Origin of the sequence: Rathayibacter caricis DSM 15933, from assembly GCF_003044275.1 — a bacterium.
GTDB classification, from domain to species: Bacteria; Actinomycetota; Actinomycetes; order Actinomycetales; family Microbacteriaceae; genus Rathayibacter; species Rathayibacter caricis.
On the sequence record NZ_PZPL01000001.1, the window covers coordinates 1,452,704 to 1,468,826 of the forward strand.

Consider the following 16,123-nt stretch of genomic DNA (forward strand, 5'->3'; position numbering starts at 1 on the left):
AAGGACGCCATGACCGCCGCCCCCCTCCTCCGCGCCGCCCTCGTCGGGACGGGCGCGGTCGCCCACCTCCACGCGCAGGCCCTCGCCACCCGCGCCGACGTGCGCCTCGTCGCCGCCGTCGACACCGACCCGGTCCGCGCCGCCGAGTTCGCCGAGCGCTACGGCATCCCCGCGCACGGCACGAGCATCGACGACCTGCCCGAGGTCGACGTCGTGCACCTCTGCACCCCGCCCGCTGTGCACGCCGCCCAGGCCGAGGCCGCCTTCGCCCGGGGCGCGCACGTCGTCGTCGAGAAGCCGCCGGCCCTCTCGCTCGCCGAGGTCGATCGGATGACCGCCGCGGCCGACGCCGCCGGTCGCCTCCTCGCCGTGGTCTTCCAGCAGCGCACGGGCACCGCCGCCGCGCACGTGAAGCGGCTGCTCGACTCCGGAGCGCTCGGCCGCGTGCTCGTCGCCCGCTGCGACACCCTCTGGTACCGCGACCCCGCCTACTTCGCCGTGCCCTGGCGCGGCACCTGGGAGTCGGAGGGCGGCGGCACCACCCTCGGCCACGGCATCCACCAGATCGACCTGCTCGCGCACCTCGTCGGCGACGTCGTCGAGGTGACCGGTCAGGCCTGGCGCGAGGCGCGCGACATCGAGACCGAGGACGTCTCGACCGGCGTGCTCCGCTTCGCCTCGGGAGCTGTCGCGTCGGTGCTCACGTCGGCCGTCTCGCCGCGCGAGGTCAGCGCGATCCGCCTCGATACCGAGCGCGCCACGATCGAGGTCGAGCACCTCTACGGCCACGGTCGCACCCACTGGCGCATCACCCCGTCGCGCGAGGTCGCGCCGGAGGAGGCGGAGGCCTGGGTGTTCCCCGACGACGAGGACGTGCCCAGCGGCCACGCGCCCTACCTCGACGCCGTGTACGACGCGATCGCGACGGGCGGCCCGCTGCCCGACGTCGCCTCCGGACCGGCCCGCTCGCTCGAGATCGTCGCCGCCCTCTACCTCTCGAGCACCCGCGGCGGCCCCGTGCGGATCGACGAGCTCGCGGATCCCGAACTGCGCGGTCCGATGCGCGCCGACGTGCGGGACCAGCGCCGATGAGCGCCGTGGAGCTGCCGGCGGGCCTCGGCGTCCTCGTGCTCGCCGAGGACGCACCGCGCCACGTCGAGTCGCCGCGCCCGTTCGTCCATCCGCTGCGCACCCCCTCCGGAGTCGTCGTCTCGGATCTGCGCCCCGCCGACCACGACTGGCACCACGGCCTCTCGCTCGCCGTGTCGAACATCCGCATCGGCGACGAGCCCGACGAGATCAACCTCTGGGGCGGCGTCACCTGGGTCGCCGGCGACGGCTACCGCCAGCTCGACAACAACGGCTCCCAGCTCGTCGAGTCGGTGACGGAGGAGCACGACGGCGTGCGGCTGCGGGTGGGCTGGTACGACGCCGGGGGCCGCCGGTTCCTCGAGGAGGAGCGCCGGCTGACCGTGCACGAGGGGCCCACCGCGACGGTGCTCGAGGTCGTGAGCGAGTGGACGTCGCAGACCGACCGTCCGCTCGGCTTCGGCTCGCCGACCACGGCCGGGCGCCCGGGAGCGGGCTACGGCGGGCTGTTCCTCCGCGCGGCGCCGCGCCTCGAGGGCGCCCGCGTGCTCGCCCCGCGCGGCGAGAGCGCCGAGGCGATGGGCCGATCGGAGGAGTGGCTCGCCCTGGTCGGCGCGGGCGTCACCGTCGCGATGCGCGCCGATCCCGAGAACCCGGTGGCGCCCACTCCGTGGTTCGTGCGGAGCGAGGGCACGCCGATGCTGTGCGCGGCGCCGTTCTTCCACGAGGTCTGGACCCTGCCGCCCGCCGAGTCGGCGCGCTGGCGCTGGCAGGTCCTCGTCGCCGACGGCGAGCTCGAGGCGGAGGCGATCGGGGCCGCCTGGTGACGGCGCTGCGCCGCGACACCCTCAGCTCGCCCTACGAGGATCCGCTGCTCGACGGCCCGACCGACCCCGTCGTCGTGCAGGCGCCCGACGGCTCGTGGCGCCTCTTCTACACGCAGCGCCGGGCCGCCCTGGGCCTGCCCGGCGTCGAGTGGGTGCACGGCACGCGCATCGGAGTCGCGGAGTCGAAGGACGGCGCGTCGTGGCGGTACCTCGGCACGGTCGACGGCCTCGATCCCGCCGGCGCCCCGGACCCGTCGACGCAGTGGGCGCCCGACATCGTGCGGATCGACGGCCGCTACCTGATGACGCTCAGCTGGATCGAGGGCGTGCGCTCGGACTGGACCGGGCGCGCGTCCCTCGTGCAGTTCGCGAGCGACGACCTCGTCTCGTGGACGCGCCTGGGCACGATCGACGTCGGCTCGGACCGGGTCATCGACGCGGCGATCGCCCGGTGCGGCGACGGCCGCTGGCGGCTCTGGTACAAGGACGAGGAGCAGCATTCGACGACGTGGGCGGCCGTGTCGGACGACCCGTTCGATCCGGCGTCGTGGCGGGTCGAGGGGCTCGCGATCGGCGGACGGGCGCACGAGGGGCCGAAAGTGTTCGTGCTCGGCGGGCGGTACTGGATGATCACCGACGAGTGGCGCGGGCTGGCCGTGCACTCCTCGCCCGACGGGGTCGGCGGCTGGGAGCGGCAGGGGCTGATCCTGACGGCGCCGGAGCGGCTCGGGGAGCGGCCGGTCGTGGGGCGCCATGCGGACGTGGTGGGGCTCGACGCGGAGTCGGCACTGATCGTGTACTTCACCCATCCGGGGTGGGACGGCGCGGAGCTGGCCGACGCGCCGGCCGACCGGGCGCGGCGGCGCAGCCACGTGCGTGCGGCGGTTGTGCGGGTCGACGCGGGAGTGCTGCGCTGCGACGCGGACTGAGGTGTCCCGGGCTCGGGAGGACGTTCGGCTCGCAGGAACCCGTTCGGCTCGCAGGAATCGAGTGATCCTGCGAGCCGAACGGGTTCTCGCGAGCCGGAGGTGATCCCGGAGGTCAGGCCGGGGTCGCCGCCCGGTACCGGAAGCCCGCGCCCAGGTGCTCGGACGGCAGGCGGTCGCCGCGCCCGTGCAGTTTGTTGCGGAGGCTCCCCTCGACGTACTCGTCGGGGTACGCGCCGCGGCGCCGCAGCTCCGGGACGATGAACTCGACCACGTCCTCGAAGGTGCCCGGCGTGATCGCGTAGGCGAGGTTGAACCCGTCGACGTCGGTCTCCTCGACCCACTCCTGCAGGTGGTCGGCCACCTCGGTCGGCGAGCCGACGACGAACGGGCCGAGGCCGCCGATGACGCTGAGCTTGGCGATGTCGCGGACCTTCCACTCGCTGCCGTCCTCGTTCGCCTCCTGGAAGTTGGCGACGGCCGACTGGATCGCGTTGCTCTTCACATTGCCGATTGGCTCGTCGAGGTCGTACTGCGAGAGGTCGATGCCCATCCAGCCCGACATGAACACCAGCGCGCCCTCCTCGCTCGTGTACGAGAGGAAGTCGCGGTGCTTCTCGTGCGCGGCCTCGCTGGTCTCGGCCGTGATGATCGTCAGCAGCGTGTAGATCTTGGCGGAGTAGCGGTCGCGGCCCGCGGCCTCCAGCGCGTCGCGGATCCGCGAGACGGTGGCCTTCAGGCCGGCCTTCGTCGAGGACGCGACGAAGATCGCCTCCGCGTTGCCCGCCGCGAAGCGGACCCCGCGCGGCGACGCTCCGGCCTGGTAGATCACCGGGGTGCGCTGCAGCGACGGCTCCGAGAGGTGGATGCCGGGCACGGTGAAGTTCTTGCCGCGGTGCCCGATCTCGTGCACCTTCGACGGGTCGGTGAAGACCCCGGAGTCGCGGTCGCGGACGACGGCGTCGTCCTCCCACGAGCCCTCCCACAGCTTGTAGAGGACCTCGAGGTACTCGTCGGCCACGTCGTAGCGGTCGTCGTGCTCGAGCTGGTCCTCGTGGCCCATGTTGCGCGCGGCGCTGGGCAGGTAGCCGGTGACGACGTTCCAGCCGACGCGGCCCTTGGTCAGGTGGTCGAGCGTCGACATGCGGCGCGCGAACGGGTACGGGTGCTCGTAGGCGGTGCCGGCGGTGATGCCGAAGCCGAGGTGCTCGGTCGCGGCGGCCATCGCCGACACGAGCAGGATCGGGTCGTTGACGGGGACCTGCGCGCCGTGGCGGATGGCGGCCTCGTTGGAGCCTCCGTACACGTCGTAGGTGCCGAGGACGTCGGCGATGAAGATGCCGTCGAAGGTGCCGCGCTCGAGGAGCTTCGCGAGCTCGGTCCAGTACGAGAGGTCCTTGTAGCGCCAGGACTGGTCCTGGGGGTGGCGCCACATGCCGGAGGACTGGTGGGCGACGCAGTTCATGTCGAAGGCGTTGAAGCGGATCTGGCGGGTCATGGGCACGATAGTGCCCGACGCTCCGGAGGACTCGGCGGGTGCCCGACGCGGGGCGTCATACAACGACGAGTGTCGGGCGTCGGTGTCGCGTCCGCAACCCGAATCATCGCCAGAGATGATTCGGGTTGTAGAGTCAACCCGAATCATCTCCTGCGATGATTCGGGTTGCGAGAGGGCAGGTCCATGGCATCGACGACCGAGTGGCCGCCGCACCGATCCGAGACGCGGCCGTGGCGGCAGGCCGCTCGTGCCGGATCGCGCGCGGACAGGACGCTGTCCGAGGTCGTCGTCTCGCTCCCGCCGCTCCTCGCCGGGCTGACCTGGGACGCCGGAGTCGACCTGCAGCAGGAGCTCGACGCGGCGCGTCGGGCGATCATCGGTCTCGACGCCCGGCACGGGAACCGGCTCGGAGCACTCGGCCGGCTCCTGCTGCGCACGGAGGCCGTCTCGTCGTCGAGGATCGAGCGGGTCGATGCGACCCTGGAGGACTACGCGCGGGCGACGGTCGGGAGTCGTGCGAACGCGGGCGCGCTGTCGATGGTGGCCGCGACGGAGGCGCTCACGACCATGGTCGACCGCGCGGGCCTCTCCGGCACGATCGAGGAGGAGGCCCTGCTCGCGGCGCACAGGACGCTCCTCGCGGACGACCCGATGGACGGACGGTACGCGGGCGCCTATCGGACGATGCAGAACTGGATCGGCGGGAGCGACTACTCGCCCCGGGACGCGATCCACGTCCCTCCGCCTCCGGGGACCGTGCCCGAGTACATGACGGATCTGCTCGCCTTCGCCAACAGGGACGACGTCGACCCGATCGTCCAGGCGGCGATCGCCCACGCGCAGTTCGAGTCGGTGCATCCCTTCACCGACGGGAACGGGAGGATCGGTCGGGCGCTGATCACCGCGATCCTGCGCAGACGGGGTCTGACGACCGTGGTCGTCGTGCCGATCGCGTCCGCGCTCGCGGCTCGGCGCTCGCGGTACTTCTCGCTGGTGAACGAGTACCGCCAGGGGTCCCTCGCCCCGTTCGTCCGGGAGCTCGCGACCGCGGGTCTCGTCGCGGCGGAGGAGGCGGGCCGCACCGCCGAGCAGATCGAGCGGCTCCCCGGTCTCTGGGCTCGGGAGGTCGCTCCGCGCGCAGGGAGCTCCGCGGCGCTCCTGCTCGACGCGCTCCTCGACGATCCCGTCCTGACGACTGCGCGCGCTCGGGCGATCACCGGTCGGGCGGCGTCCAGCGTCGGCTCCGCCGTGAAGCAGCTCGTCGACGCGGGAGTCCTCCTCCCGCTCACCGAGAGGACTCGCGATCAGGCGTGGGTCGCCACCGACGTCCTCCTCGAGCTCTCCGATCTGGAGGAGCGGATCGGCGCGGCGATGCGGCTCCGGGCGTCCCCCTGACCCCTCAGCCCAGCTGCCGCGCCAGGAACGCGAGGTGCTCGGCGATCTGGAACGCCTCGCCCTGCTCGTGGCCGTTGTACGGGTAGATCCGCATCTCGCGCGGGCCCGTGTAGCGGTTGTAGGAGGCGTACACGGTCGACGGCGGGCAGATGTCGTCGAGGAGGCCCACCGAGAACATCGCGGGGATCCGCGCGTGCGGCGCGAAGGACGTGCCGTCGAAGTAGGCGAGGGTCGTGAAGACGCGCTCCTCGGAGCCGCGGTGGATCCGCAGGTACTTCACGATCTCGCCGTACGGCATCGTGTCGATGATCCGCGTGGCGTGGCGCATGTGGCTGAGGAACGGCACGTCGATGATCGCGGCCTGCGCCGACGAGGACTCGTCCAACATCCCCAGGATGCCCGCGACCGCGAGGCAGATCCCGCCGCCCTGGCTGCCGCCCGAGATCGCGACGCGCGACGGATCGACGGCCGGGTGCGCGCGCAGCACGTCGAGGGCGCGCACCGCGTCGGTGAAGACGCGGCGGTAGTAGTACTCCTCGGGCGAGGCGATGCCCTGGGTCATGAATCCGTTGGCGTGCGGGCCGCTGCCGACGGGGTCCGGGGTGTCGCCGGTGCGGTGGCCGGTGCCCTGGCCTCGGGTGTCCATCACGAGGTGGGCGTAGCCCGCGGCGCTCATGGTGGTCCACTCGGTGAGGTGCCCGCGCCCGCCGCCGTAGCCGATGTAGCTCACGAGGGCGGGGAGGGGGCCCTCGACGCCGCGGGGGAGGATCAGCCAGGCGCGGATCGGGTGGCCGCCCCAGCCCGAGAACGTGACGTCGAAGGTGTCCAGCAGCGTGAATCCGGCGTCGACCTGCTCGAACACGGGCTCGTCGGCCAGTGCGCGGGCCTCGGCGACGGTGCTCCGCCAGAAGTCGGCGAAGCCCTCGGGCTCGGCGAGTTCGGGCGCGTACTCCTCGAGGAGCTCGAGGGGCAGGTCGAACTGGGGCATCGGGGTCTCCTTCCGCGGTGCGGCGACGGTGCCGCGGATCCGCTACTTGACGTCCATCCGATATCGAACCTATCGTAGGGCAAACGCTTTCCCGGAACGTTTCACATGCCGACGCGAACCCCCGACAGATGTCGAGTAGGTTCGGGTCGAATGCTCCGGGACTGGAACGAGGAAGTTCACGAGAGGACGATGATGTTCAGCACCAAGCGCACACGACTCGCCGCCGCGGCGATCGCCGCCGTCGCAGCGATCAGCCTGACGGCCTGCTCCGGAGGGGGTGCCTCCGGCTCCGCCACCGTCGACCCCGACGAGGAGATCACGCTCGACTACACCTTCTGGGGCAACGACGACCGGGCCGCCCGATACGACCAGGCCATCGCGCTGTTCGAGGAGGAGCACCCGAACATCACGATCAACTCCACCTTCACGGACTACCCCGGCTACTGGGAGAAGCGCCAGACCGAGGCCGCCGGCGGCGGGCTGCCCGACGTGATGCAGTTCGACTACACCTACCTCCGCCAGTACGGCGACAACGGCCTGCTGGGCGACCTCAGCGAGTACTTCGGCGGCGTCGTCGACGAGAGCACCATCTCGGAGGACCTCCTCGCGACCGGCGAGCTGGACGGCGCGACCTACGCGATCCCCACCGGCTACAGCGCCTGGGCGATCTTCCAGAACCAGGACCTCCTCACCGCGAACGGCCTCGAGCCCTACCCGGGCGGCGGCAGCTGGGAGGACTACGCGGCCTACGTCGCGGACGTCACCGAGAAGACCGGCGGCGCCGTCTACGGCGGCACCGACTACACCGGCCGCATCCAGAACTTCGAGCTGCAGCTGCGCGCCGACGGCAAGGAGCTGTTCACCGAGGACGGCGAGCTCGGCTTCACCGAGGACGACCTCGCGGCGTTCTGGGAGCAGGGCGACGAGATGCGCACCACGACCGGCGTGCCGGCCGCGCGCCTCCAGGAGCTGCTGCCCAAGTCCGGCTTCGGCGCCGGTATCGCCTCGAGCGAGATGAGCTGGAGCAACTTCCTCGGCGGCTACATCGGCGACTCCGGAGCCTCCGAGATCGTCATGACCGCGCCGCCCACCGCGGACGAGGGCACCCAGGACCTCTACCAGAAGGTCGGCCTGATGCAGGCGATCTCCTCGGCCACCGAGCACCCCGAGGCCGCGGCCACGTTCCTCGACTTCCTCATCAACAGCCCCGAGGTCGGCGAGATCTTCGGCGCCACGCTCGGCATCCCCGCCTCCTCGGCCCAGCTCGAGGGCGCGAACCTCGAGGGCCCGGACAAGCAGGTCTCGGACTACCTCGAGTCGGTCTCGGACCGCATCGGAGAGGCCCCGGCCGCTCCGGTCGCCGGCTACGGCGCCATCGAGGCGAACTTCCTCGACCTGGGCACGAGCCTGGGCCTGGGTGCGGTGAGCGTCGACGAGGCGGTCCAGCAGTTCTTCGACGAGACCGCCATCACCCTCGGCAACTGATCGATCCCGACGGCCAGGAAAGGCATCACCCATGACGACGACGTCGACCCCGAGCGGCACCGCCGCAACCGGTCGCGTCGCGCCCACCGCCGGCCGGACGAGCACTCCTCGTCCGGCCGGTGACGGGCCGCGGCGCCGCCCTAAGCGCGACACCCTGGCCGGATACGCCTTCCTGTCCCCCTGGCTCATCGGCTTCGTCGGGCTCACGCTCGGCCCGATGCTGATGTCCCTCTACTTCGCCTTCACGGACTACAACCTCTTCACGGCACCCGAGTGGGTCGGTCTGGCGAACTTCGAGCGCCTGATCGGCGACCCGAAGTTCCTCCAGTCGGTGCAGCTGACCCTCGCGTACGTGTTCATCGGGACGCCGGTCAAGCTCGCCGCGGCGCTGGTCGTCGCGATGCTGCTCAACTACTCCGCCAAGGGCACCGGATTCTTCCGCTCGGCCTTCTACGCACCGTCGCTGATCGGAGCGAGCGTCAGCATCGCCATCGTCTGGCGTGCGATGTTCTCGACCGACGGCCCCGTCGACTCCGGTCTGCAGGTCTTCGGGATGGACTTCGGCGGCTGGGTCGGCGTGCCTGCCCTCATCCTGCCGATGATGATCATCCTCGCGGTGTGGCAGTTCGGCGCCCCGATGGTCATCTTCCTGGCCGGCCTCAAGCAGGTCCCGGCCGAGCTCTACGAGGCCGCGATGATGGACGGCGCCGGATTCTGGCGCAAGTTCCGCAGCGTCACGCTGCCGATGCTCTCGCCGGTCATCTTCTTCAACCTGCTGCTCGAGATGATCAACGCGTTCCAGGTCTTCGCCTCGGCGTACATCATCGGCAACGGCACCGGCGGCCCCGCCGGAGCGACCAACTTCTACACGGTGTACCTCTACACCCGTGCGTTCACGAACAACCAGATGGGCTACGCCTCCGCGATGGCCTGGGTCCTCCTGCTGTTCGTCGGCATCCTCGCCTTCGTCCTCTTCAAGACCCAGAAGAGCTGGGTGCACTACTCGGGAGACACGCGATGACCACCTTCGACACCACTCTTCCCTCGGCCGACACCCAGGTGCTGACCGAGCCGGCGCCGAAGAAGCGTCCCGCCCGCAAGCGCCCCAAGGCGACGACGATCGTCTGGATCGTCGCGATGATCGCCCTGACGGCGGTCGTGCTCTACCCGCTGATCTGGATGGGCGCCGCGGCGTTCAAGCCCAACAGCGAGTTCGGCGGCCAGACGTCGCTCCTGCCGCAGAACCCCACGATCGACAACTTCGTGAAGGTCTTCGCGGGGGTGGGAGGAGTGCCGCTGTGGCAGTTCTTCCTGAACTCCACGGTCCTCGCGATCGGGTCGGTCATCGGAGTCGTGATCTCGTCGTCGATGGCGGCCTACGCCTTCGCGCGGCTCGACTTCCGCGGCCGTCCGCTCTACTTCGCGCTGATGATCGGCACGCTGCTGCTGCCGATGCACGTGCTGCTCATCCCGCAGTACACGATCTTCCGCACGCTCGGCATGATGGACACCTACTGGCCGCTGCTGATCGGCAAGTTCCTCGCGACCGAGGCGTTCTTCGTCTTCCTGATGGTGCAGTTCATCCGCAACCTGCCCCGCGAGCTCGACGAGGCCGCGCGGATCGACGGGGCCGGCCACATCCGGGTCTTCGGCTCGATCACGATCCCGCTGATCCGCCCCGCGCTGATCACGTCGTCGATCTTCGCGTTCATCTGGAGCTGGAACGACTTCCTCGGCCCGCTGCTCTACCTGAACACCCCCGACAAGCAGCCGCTGCCGCTGGCGCTGCGCGTCTACAACGACCAGACCTCGGCGTCCGACTACGGAGCGACCATCGCCGTCTCGGTGCTCGCGCTGCTCCCGGTGCTGATCTTCTTCATCATCTTCCAGCGCTTCCTCGTCGACGGGGTCGCGACGCAGGGTCTGAAGGGCTGACATGACGCTCCAGCGAGGGGAGTCGAAGCGGCGCTCGCGCGCGACGGCCTCGGCCCGGCGCGCGGCCGCCGACGGGAGCGGGCTGCGCTGGCCCGGTGCCGCCGACCGCTTCGCCCTCCTCGCGGAGGTCCTGTTCACGGGACTGATCGTCGCGATCGTGTCGCTCGGGATCGTGACGATCCCGCTCGCGCTGGCCGTCGGCATCCGCCACCTCCGCCGCTTCGTGCTGGCCGAGGCGACGGGGCTCGCGCTGGTGTGGGGTGACGTCCGTGCCGGGTTCGTGCGGGTGCTGCCGGTGGGGGCCGGCGTCGCGCTCGCCGGTCTCGTGCTGGGCGCCGACCTCGTGCTGATCTCGTCGGGGGTGCTGCCCGGGGGAGTCGCGGTGGCGGTGGTCTGCACGGCGCTGCTCGCAGCGATCGCGGTGGTCGTGCTCGTCGCGGCGACCGACTGGGAGCCGGGGTCGCGGTGGGGGGCGCTCGTGCGTTCCGCCGCCAGGCGCTCGGTGCGCGACATGCGCGGATCCGCTCTGCTGGCCGGGGGGCTGCTGCTGACCGTGGTGTCGGCGTGGCAGCTGGCGCCGCTCGTCGTGCCGGCGCTCGGATGCCTGGTCTTCGCGGCGCTGGCGGTGCGGTTGTCGGGGGAGGCGCGCTGACTCCGCTCCGCTTCCTGTGAGGCGGACGTCGCGGTCTGACCGGGGCCTGAGCGCGCAGTGCGAGAAGCTCGGGAACGGGAACACGCGCGCGCGGAGTGCGTTGAAGCCCGTATGACGACTTACGGAATCATCGGAGCAGGCAACATCGGCAGCCAGATCGCTCGCGCGGTCATCGGCCAGGGCGACGACGTGGTGATCGCGAACTCCCGCGGACCCGAGACGCTCGCGGACCTGATCGCGGAGCTCGGCCCGCGGGCGCGGGCCGCGACGGCGCAGGAGGCGGCCGAGGCCGCGGACGTCGCCGTGGTGACGGTGCCGCTCAAGAACCTCGACCAGGTGCCGGTGGCTCCGCTCGCGGGCAAGATCGTGCTCGACACGAACAACTACTACTTCGAGCGCGACGGGCACATCTCCGCGCTCGACGCGGGAGAGACCACCACGGCCGAGATGGCGCAGGCGCACCTGCCCGAGTCGAAGATCGTGAAGGCCTTCAACCACATCATGGCCGCCGACATCACCACCGACGGCTTCCCCGCCGGTGACCCGCAGCGCCGCGCTCTCGTCGCGTCCAGCGACTACCCCGAGGCGCTGCACTTCGTGACCGACCTCTACGACCGGCTCGGCTTCGACACCGTGACCGTCACTCCGCTGTCGGAGTCGTGGCGCGTGGAGCGCGACCGCCCCGCCTACGGCGTGCGGCAGTCGAGCGCGGAGCTCGAGGCGAACCTCGCGAAGGCGCCGCGCACGGTCTGACCGACCGTCCTTGCGCCACCCGTCGCCGACGGTCGCGCATTGGCCGTTTCGGCGGCCGTTCGTGACGGATGACGGGACCGCGGAACTCATCCGTCACGGATGGTCGTCCCTCCGTCGACTCGCCGGCCGTCCGTGACGGATGACGGGACGGTGGATGTCGTCCGTCGCAGACGGCGTCTCCCGGAGTGCTGGTCGGCCGTCGATGACGGATGGAGTCGCGACGAGTGTGCGCGGTTCATCGGTCGCAGACGGCCGCGCGCACGCCAAGGCGACGGCCTTTCGTGACGGAGGAGGGCGCTGGCCCTCCTCTCGCGCTGAGGCCGACCCTGCGCATGCGTGACGGGCCCGCGGGGCTCACCCGTCGCAGTCGGCGGCGCGTTCGCCCGAGCTGCCGCCGTTCGTGACGGACGGGGCGCGGCGGACGTGTCTCCCCGGTGCGAGTGCTGCGGCCGGGTGTCGCAGCCGCCTGCAAGAGTAGAGGGGTGTGCAGACGAGCCGACCGGCTCGCACCGGAGGGGACCGCCATGTCGTCCGACGCCCGTCGTACCCGCACGAGAGGCGCGCTCTCGCGGCGCGGGGTGGTCCTGGGGCTCACCGCCCTGCCGGTCCTCCCGTTGCTCAGCGCCTGCACTCCCGGGACCGACGACGGCGACCGGCAGTCCGACTCGCCCGAGCGTCCGCGCACCACGACCGCGGCGCCCGCCGGTCCGGTCGTGCTCGCGGCCGACGCCCTCGCGACCAGCGCGGCGCTGTTCAGGCAGGCACCGCTGGTGGTCGTCGTCGAGGAGGCGCCTGCGTCCGTCCTGCTCGCCGCGCAGCTCGCGATCACGTGGGGTGTGCCGCTGCTGGTGCAGCCGATCGCCCCGTCCACCGGAGCGACACCGCCCGGGACGCCGGAGGCGCAGTCCGCGCAGAGTCCGCTCGTCTCGGAGCTGGCCCGGCTGGGCGCCGCGCGCGTCGTGGTGGTCGGTGCTGTCGAGGAGCTCGCGGGCATCGAGACCGTGCAGGCGGGTGCGACGCCCGAGACGATCGCCGAGGCCACCGGAGTCACGGTGTCGGCGCTCACCGCCGCCGAGCTCGCGACCTTCGCGCCCGGCTCCGCGCCCGAGCCGCCGTTCGGTGCGGTGCCCGACCGGGCGGAGCCGCTCGCCGGGATCCTCGCGCTCGCGCAGCCGGTCGACGCCGACGTTGCCGCGCTCGCGACGGCCCGCGCCGCCGGGGTCCCGGTGGCGCTCGTCGACACCGCCGATCTGCTGGCGTCCGGCGCCGCCGTCACCGCGGTCGCCGACTCCGCTCCCACCGCGACCCTCCTGCTCGGTGCGCAGCTCGCCGCGCAGACCGCTCCGGAGTGGTCCCTCCGCGCCGCCGCGACCGGCTGGCAGCTTCCGGGAGGCGGGCAGCGCCTGTTCGGCGGGCACCTGTTCGTCGCGATCTACGGCACCCCCGGCGCCCCCGTGCTCGGGGTCCTCGGCGAGCAGGGCCTGGAGGCGACCATCGAGCGCGCCGCGACCGTCGCCGAGCCGTACCGCGAGCTCACCCCGCTGCAGGTCGTGCCCAGCCTCGAGATCATCACGACCGTCGCGGCCGGCAGTGCGGGAGGCGACGGCGACTACTCCAACGAGCTGCCCGCCGAGGGCATCCGCCCCTACATCGACGCGGCGGCGGCCGCCGGCATGTACGTCGTGCTCGACCTGCAGCCGGGCCGGTCCGACTTCCTCACCCAGGCTCGCGCCTACGAGGAGCTGCTGCGACTGCCGAACGTGGGCCTCGCCCTGGACCCGGAGTGGCGGCTCGCCCCCGACGAGGTGCCGCTCGCGCAGATCGGCCGGGTGTCGGCCGCGGAGGTCGACAGCGTGTCGAGCTGGCTCGCCGACCTCGTGCGCGACGCCGGACTGCCGCCGAAGATGTTCGTGCTGCACCAGTTCCGGTCGTCGATGCTGCAGGACCGCTCGAGCATCCGCCGCGACCGCCCCGAGCTCGAGTTCCTGGTGCACGTCGACGGCCAGGGCGCGCAGCCCGACAAGCAGGCCACCTGGAACGCGCTGCACCGCGACGCCCCCGAGGACCTCGCCTGGGGCTGGAAGAACTTCTACGACGAGGACCTGCCGATGCTCACCCCCGCAGAGACGATGGCGGAGGTGTCGCCGCTGCCGGACCTGGTCACGTACCAGTAGGCGGCGGGCGGCCGCCGAGCGCAGCTGTGGCGGGTCTCGATACGCGCTGCGCGCTACTCGACCAGCGGGGGACTCCGCTGATCGAGTAGCCCGCGCAGCGGGCGTATCGAGATCCCCCACCGCATGCACGGTGGCCGAGCGGCCCCGAAACGGGGCCTGCGCCGCTCCGAGAGCCCGATTCGCGCCCACTCGGAGTCCGTCATCGCCGCGAGTCGGCACGAGTCGGGCTCCGGAGGCGCCCGTCGGCCCGTTCCGCGACCACTCGCCGCGCTACTCCGGAGCGTCGACCAGCGTCAGCGCAGGCAACCTCACCGAGGCGTCGGCGCTCCACGCCGCGAGGACGCACGGTCCGAGATCAGCGGCGGCCGCGACTCCGGCGTCGAACCGCGTGGTCCAGAGCGCGAACGTCGTACCGTCGACGTCGAGCGGCTCCCAGTCCCCTCCGGTCGCGGCGAGCACGTCGGCCTGCACCGAGACCGCCTCCATGGCTGCACGGTTCTCGGCCCGCGAGCCGGCGAACACGGTCGTCTCGAGCAGCAGGCTCCTGGCCGCCAGCGCCGCCACGGCCCGGCGGTCGGTCGGGGTGGCGAGCACCGCGTCCCGGACCATCCGCGTGCCCGTTCTCAGCAGCGTCCGCAGCACGACTCCGTCCGACGCGACGGACACGTCGTCCGGCCCACTGCCGACGATCTCCCAGGGCCGGTCGACGGGGACGAGGATGCGCATCGTCGCATCCTGCCACCTCGGCCACGGTCAGGCGTCGGCCACCCGGCCGAGCCGTGCGCTGATCTGCGCCGCAGCCTCGGCCGCCAGCTCGTACGAGTAGCCGCGAACGAAGGGGAGCGACCTCGACACGAGCAGGAAGTCCGACTCGACCTCCTCGGCACCGTGCCGCCAGAGGATCCGGAGCGCGGGGACCGGATCCACCCCGTTCACGTGGACCGCCTCGGCGGACAGGACGTCCGCGAGCGGGAGCGCGACGAGCTCTCGCGGGGGATCCGCCCGCCACACCGCGATCCGCTCGTCGTCGATGCTCAGCACGTAATGCATCGAGACGGTCCACGCATGCGCCCTCTCGGCGAGCCGGTCGGTCAGGTCCTTCACGCCCAGATCGTCGCCCGCGTCGTGGCCCCGCGCAGGGAAGAGCACGGCGTCGGGGAGGAGGCGCCGGAGTACGCGCTCCGTCAGCAGCGCTCCGCGGCGGGAGAGGTACCAGAGCATCGCGGCCAGCAGCAGCCCGCACAGGGCCGCGGCCCATCGGGACTGTCCGACGGACATCAGGACGGCGGCGCCCGCGATCACCGCGGTGCAGCCGGCCAGAGTCGACCAGCGCTCGATCGACTCCTTCACCCGCCCATGATGGCAGGCGGTGCTCACGAGTCGGCGACGAGCGTCAGCGCACGCCGCCGGTCGACGCGCGGACGATCAGCTCGGGGTCGAAGCCGGCGGAGCGGACGTCGGCGTCGCCGCGGATCGCCGCGATCAGCAGCTCGGCGGCGCGCTCGCCCATGCGGTGGGTGGGCTGCCGGACGGAGGTCAGCGGCACGACGGCCGCGTCGGCGAAGGGGATGTCGTCGTAGCCGACGAGGGCGATGTCGCCGGGGATCGAGACGCCGCCGCGGACCAGGCTCTGCATGACGCCCAGCGCCAGCTCGTCGTTCGCGGCGAAGATCCCGTCGGGCCGCTCGTCCGCCGGCATCGCCAGGATCCGCTCGCCCAGCTCCCGGCCGAGGCCCGGACCCATGCCGACGGTCTCGATCGAGGAGAAGGCGGCGCCCGACGCGCGGACGGCCGCCGAGCATCCGTCGAAACGGTCGCGCACCTGCGGTATCCCGAGGGTGCCGCCGAGGAACAGGAGGCGGCGGCACCCGTTCGCGAGGAGGTGCTCGGCCGCCATCCGACCGCCGAGGACGTCGTCGAGGGCGACCGACAGCAGTCGGCCGCGCGGATCGACCTGGTCGACCAGCACGACCGGCACGCCGCGCTGCTCGAAGACGTCGAGGTGGTCGAGCGAGGACGCGATCGGCGCCAGCAGCACTCCGTCGACGCGCTGGCGGGCGAACAGGTCGAGGTAGCGCAGCTCGCGGGCCGCGGAGTCCTGCGTGGCGCCGAGGACGAGGGAGTAGCCCGCCTCCTCGGCGCCGTGCTCCGCTCCGAGCGCGAGCTCGGCGTAGAACGGGTTGCCCAGGTTCACGACGGCCATGCCGACCGCCATGCTCTTGCCCGCGCGCAGCTGCCGGGCGGCCACGTTCGGGATGTACCCCAGGGCGGCGACCGCGTCGGCGACCGCCGCCATCGCCGCGCTGGACACCCGCTCGGGGCGGTTCAGCGCGTACGAGGCGGTGGTCACCGAGACGCCGGCGCGGGCGGCGACGTCGCGGATGCCGACCTGGGGCACGGG

15 protein-coding genes are annotated in these 16,123 nt (G+C 72.1%); 10 read left to right on the forward strand and 5 right to left on the reverse strand.

Features of this window, described 5'->3' with window-relative positions:
- Window positions 1-9: 9 nt before the first annotated feature.
- Genes C1I63_RS06690 through C1I63_RS06700 form a run of 3 tightly spaced genes read left to right on the forward strand, consistent with a single transcriptional unit; the run spans window position 10 to window position 2,845 of the window.
- Entirely contained in the window at window positions 10-1,092 is a 1,083-nt protein-coding gene (locus tag C1I63_RS06690) for a Gfo/Idh/MocA family protein (protein WP_107574254.1), read from the forward strand.
- Window positions 1,089-1,916 (forward strand): DUF6807 domain-containing protein, encoded by an 828-nt coding sequence (locus C1I63_RS06695; protein ID WP_107574255.1) that lies wholly within the window; start codon window positions 1,089-1,091, stop codon window positions 1,914-1,916. Before C1I63_RS06690 ends, C1I63_RS06695 begins: the two co-directional genes overlap by 4 nt.
- A complete protein-coding gene (locus tag C1I63_RS06700; RefSeq protein ID WP_107574256.1) occupies window positions 1,913-2,845 on the forward strand; it encodes a family 43 glycosylhydrolase in 933 nt (310 codons plus the stop codon). The genes C1I63_RS06695 and C1I63_RS06700 overlap by 4 nt, the downstream gene beginning before the upstream one ends.
- A 112-nt stretch (window positions 2,846-2,957) precedes the next feature.
- Here C1I63_RS06700 and C1I63_RS06705 read toward each other — a convergent pair whose 3' ends face one another.
- The gene (locus C1I63_RS06705) at window positions 2,958-4,340 is read right to left on the reverse strand and encodes an LLM class flavin-dependent oxidoreductase (protein WP_107574257.1); all 1,383 of its coding nucleotides are present in this window, start codon (window positions 4,338-4,340) and stop codon (window positions 2,958-2,960) included.
- Window positions 4,341-4,523: 183 nt separating this feature from the next.
- Between C1I63_RS06705 and C1I63_RS06710 the strand changes: the two genes are divergently transcribed.
- A complete protein-coding gene (locus tag C1I63_RS06710; RefSeq protein ID WP_107574258.1) occupies window positions 4,524-5,735 on the forward strand; it encodes a Fic family protein in 1,212 nt (403 codons plus the stop codon).
- A gap of 4 nt (window positions 5,736-5,739) precedes the next feature.
- Here C1I63_RS06710 and C1I63_RS06715 read toward each other — a convergent pair whose 3' ends face one another.
- Window positions 5,740-6,723 (reverse strand): acetylxylan esterase, encoded by a 984-nt coding sequence (locus C1I63_RS06715; RefSeq protein ID WP_107574259.1) that lies wholly within the window; start codon window positions 6,721-6,723, stop codon window positions 5,740-5,742.
- Window positions 6,724-6,912: 189 nt separating this feature from the next.
- Here C1I63_RS06715 and C1I63_RS06720 point away from each other — a divergent pair, with 189 nt between their 5' ends.
- From C1I63_RS06720 to C1I63_RS06745, 6 genes are all read left to right on the forward strand, one after another.
- A complete protein-coding gene (locus tag C1I63_RS06720; protein ID WP_244906996.1) occupies window positions 6,913-8,208 on the forward strand; it encodes an ABC transporter substrate-binding protein in 1,296 nt (431 codons plus the stop codon).
- 31 nt (window positions 8,209-8,239) lie between these two features.
- Window positions 8,240-9,229, forward strand: coding sequence for a carbohydrate ABC transporter permease (locus C1I63_RS06725; protein WP_055785568.1), 990 nt, complete (start codon window positions 8,240-8,242; stop codon window positions 9,227-9,229).
- Window positions 9,226-10,143 (forward strand): carbohydrate ABC transporter permease, encoded by a 918-nt coding sequence (locus C1I63_RS06730; protein ID WP_055785571.1) that lies wholly within the window; start codon window positions 9,226-9,228, stop codon window positions 10,141-10,143. The genes C1I63_RS06725 and C1I63_RS06730 overlap by 4 nt, the downstream gene beginning before the upstream one ends.
- 1 nt (window position 10,144) lies before the next feature.
- Window positions 10,145-10,795 carry a hypothetical protein gene (locus tag C1I63_RS06735; protein ID WP_107574260.1) on the forward strand — a complete coding sequence of 217 codons (651 nt, stop codon included), beginning with the start codon at window positions 10,145-10,147 and terminating at the stop codon, window positions 10,793-10,795.
- 57 nt (window positions 10,796-10,852) lie between these two features.
- Window positions 10,853-11,548, forward strand: a complete 696-nt coding sequence (locus C1I63_RS06740; RefSeq protein ID WP_107574261.1) for an NADPH-dependent F420 reductase — start codon at window positions 10,853-10,855, stop codon at window positions 11,546-11,548.
- A 524-nt stretch (window positions 11,549-12,072) separates the two neighbouring features.
- The gene (locus C1I63_RS06745) at window positions 12,073-13,722 is read left to right on the forward strand and encodes a hypothetical protein (protein ID WP_244906997.1); all 1,650 of its coding nucleotides are present in this window, start codon (window positions 12,073-12,075) and stop codon (window positions 13,720-13,722) included.
- Window positions 13,723-13,992: 270 nt separating this feature from the next.
- Here C1I63_RS06745 and C1I63_RS06750 read toward each other — a convergent pair whose 3' ends face one another.
- The 3 genes from C1I63_RS06750 to C1I63_RS06760 are packed head-to-tail and all read right to left on the reverse strand — an operon-like array spanning window position 13,993 to window position 16,120.
- Complete coding sequence (locus tag C1I63_RS06750) at window positions 13,993-14,448, reverse strand: hypothetical protein (protein WP_107574263.1); 456 nt, start codon at window positions 14,446-14,448, stop codon at window positions 13,993-13,995.
- 27 nt (window positions 14,449-14,475) lie between these two features.
- Window positions 14,476-15,072 (reverse strand): hypothetical protein, encoded by a 597-nt coding sequence (locus tag C1I63_RS06755; protein WP_107574264.1) that lies wholly within the window; start codon window positions 15,070-15,072, stop codon window positions 14,476-14,478.
- A gap of 43 nt (window positions 15,073-15,115) precedes the next feature.
- Window positions 15,116-16,120 (reverse strand): LacI family DNA-binding transcriptional regulator, encoded by a 1,005-nt coding sequence (locus tag C1I63_RS06760; protein WP_055785595.1) that lies wholly within the window; start codon window positions 16,118-16,120, stop codon window positions 15,116-15,118.
- Window positions 16,121-16,123 lie beyond the last annotated feature (3 nt).

Bases quoted from the DNA above. Each gene is read 5' to 3' on its own strand.
- C1I63_RS06690 (WP_107574254.1), top strand. From the start codon at position 10: ATGACCGCCGCCCCCCTCCTCCGCGCCGCCCTCGTCGGGACGGGCGCG.
- C1I63_RS06695 (WP_107574255.1), top strand. From the start codon at position 1,089: ATGAGCGCCGTGGAGCTGCCGGCGGGCCTCGGCGTCCTCGTGCTCGCC.
- C1I63_RS06705 (WP_107574257.1), bottom strand. From the start codon at position 4,340: ATGACCCGCCAGATCCGCTTCAACGCCTTCGACATGAACTGCGTCGCC.
- C1I63_RS06710 (WP_107574258.1), top strand. From the start codon at position 4,524: ATGGCATCGACGACCGAGTGGCCGCCGCACCGATCCGAGACGCGGCCG.
- C1I63_RS06715 (WP_107574259.1), bottom strand. From the start codon at position 6,723: ATGCCCCAGTTCGACCTGCCCCTCGAGCTCCTCGAGGAGTACGCGCCC.
- C1I63_RS06720 (WP_244906996.1), top strand. From the start codon at position 6,913: ATGATGTTCAGCACCAAGCGCACACGACTCGCCGCCGCGGCGATCGCC.
- C1I63_RS06725 (WP_055785568.1), top strand. From the start codon at position 8,240: ATGACGACGACGTCGACCCCGAGCGGCACCGCCGCAACCGGTCGCGTC.
- C1I63_RS06730 (WP_055785571.1), top strand. From the start codon at position 9,226: ATGACCACCTTCGACACCACTCTTCCCTCGGCCGACACCCAGGTGCTG.
- C1I63_RS06735 (WP_107574260.1), top strand. From the start codon at position 10,145: ATGACGCTCCAGCGAGGGGAGTCGAAGCGGCGCTCGCGCGCGACGGCC.
- C1I63_RS06745 (WP_244906997.1), top strand. From the start codon at position 12,073: ATGTCGTCCGACGCCCGTCGTACCCGCACGAGAGGCGCGCTCTCGCGG.
- C1I63_RS06750 (WP_107574263.1), bottom strand. From the start codon at position 14,448: ATGCGCATCCTCGTCCCCGTCGACCGGCCCTGGGAGATCGTCGGCAGT.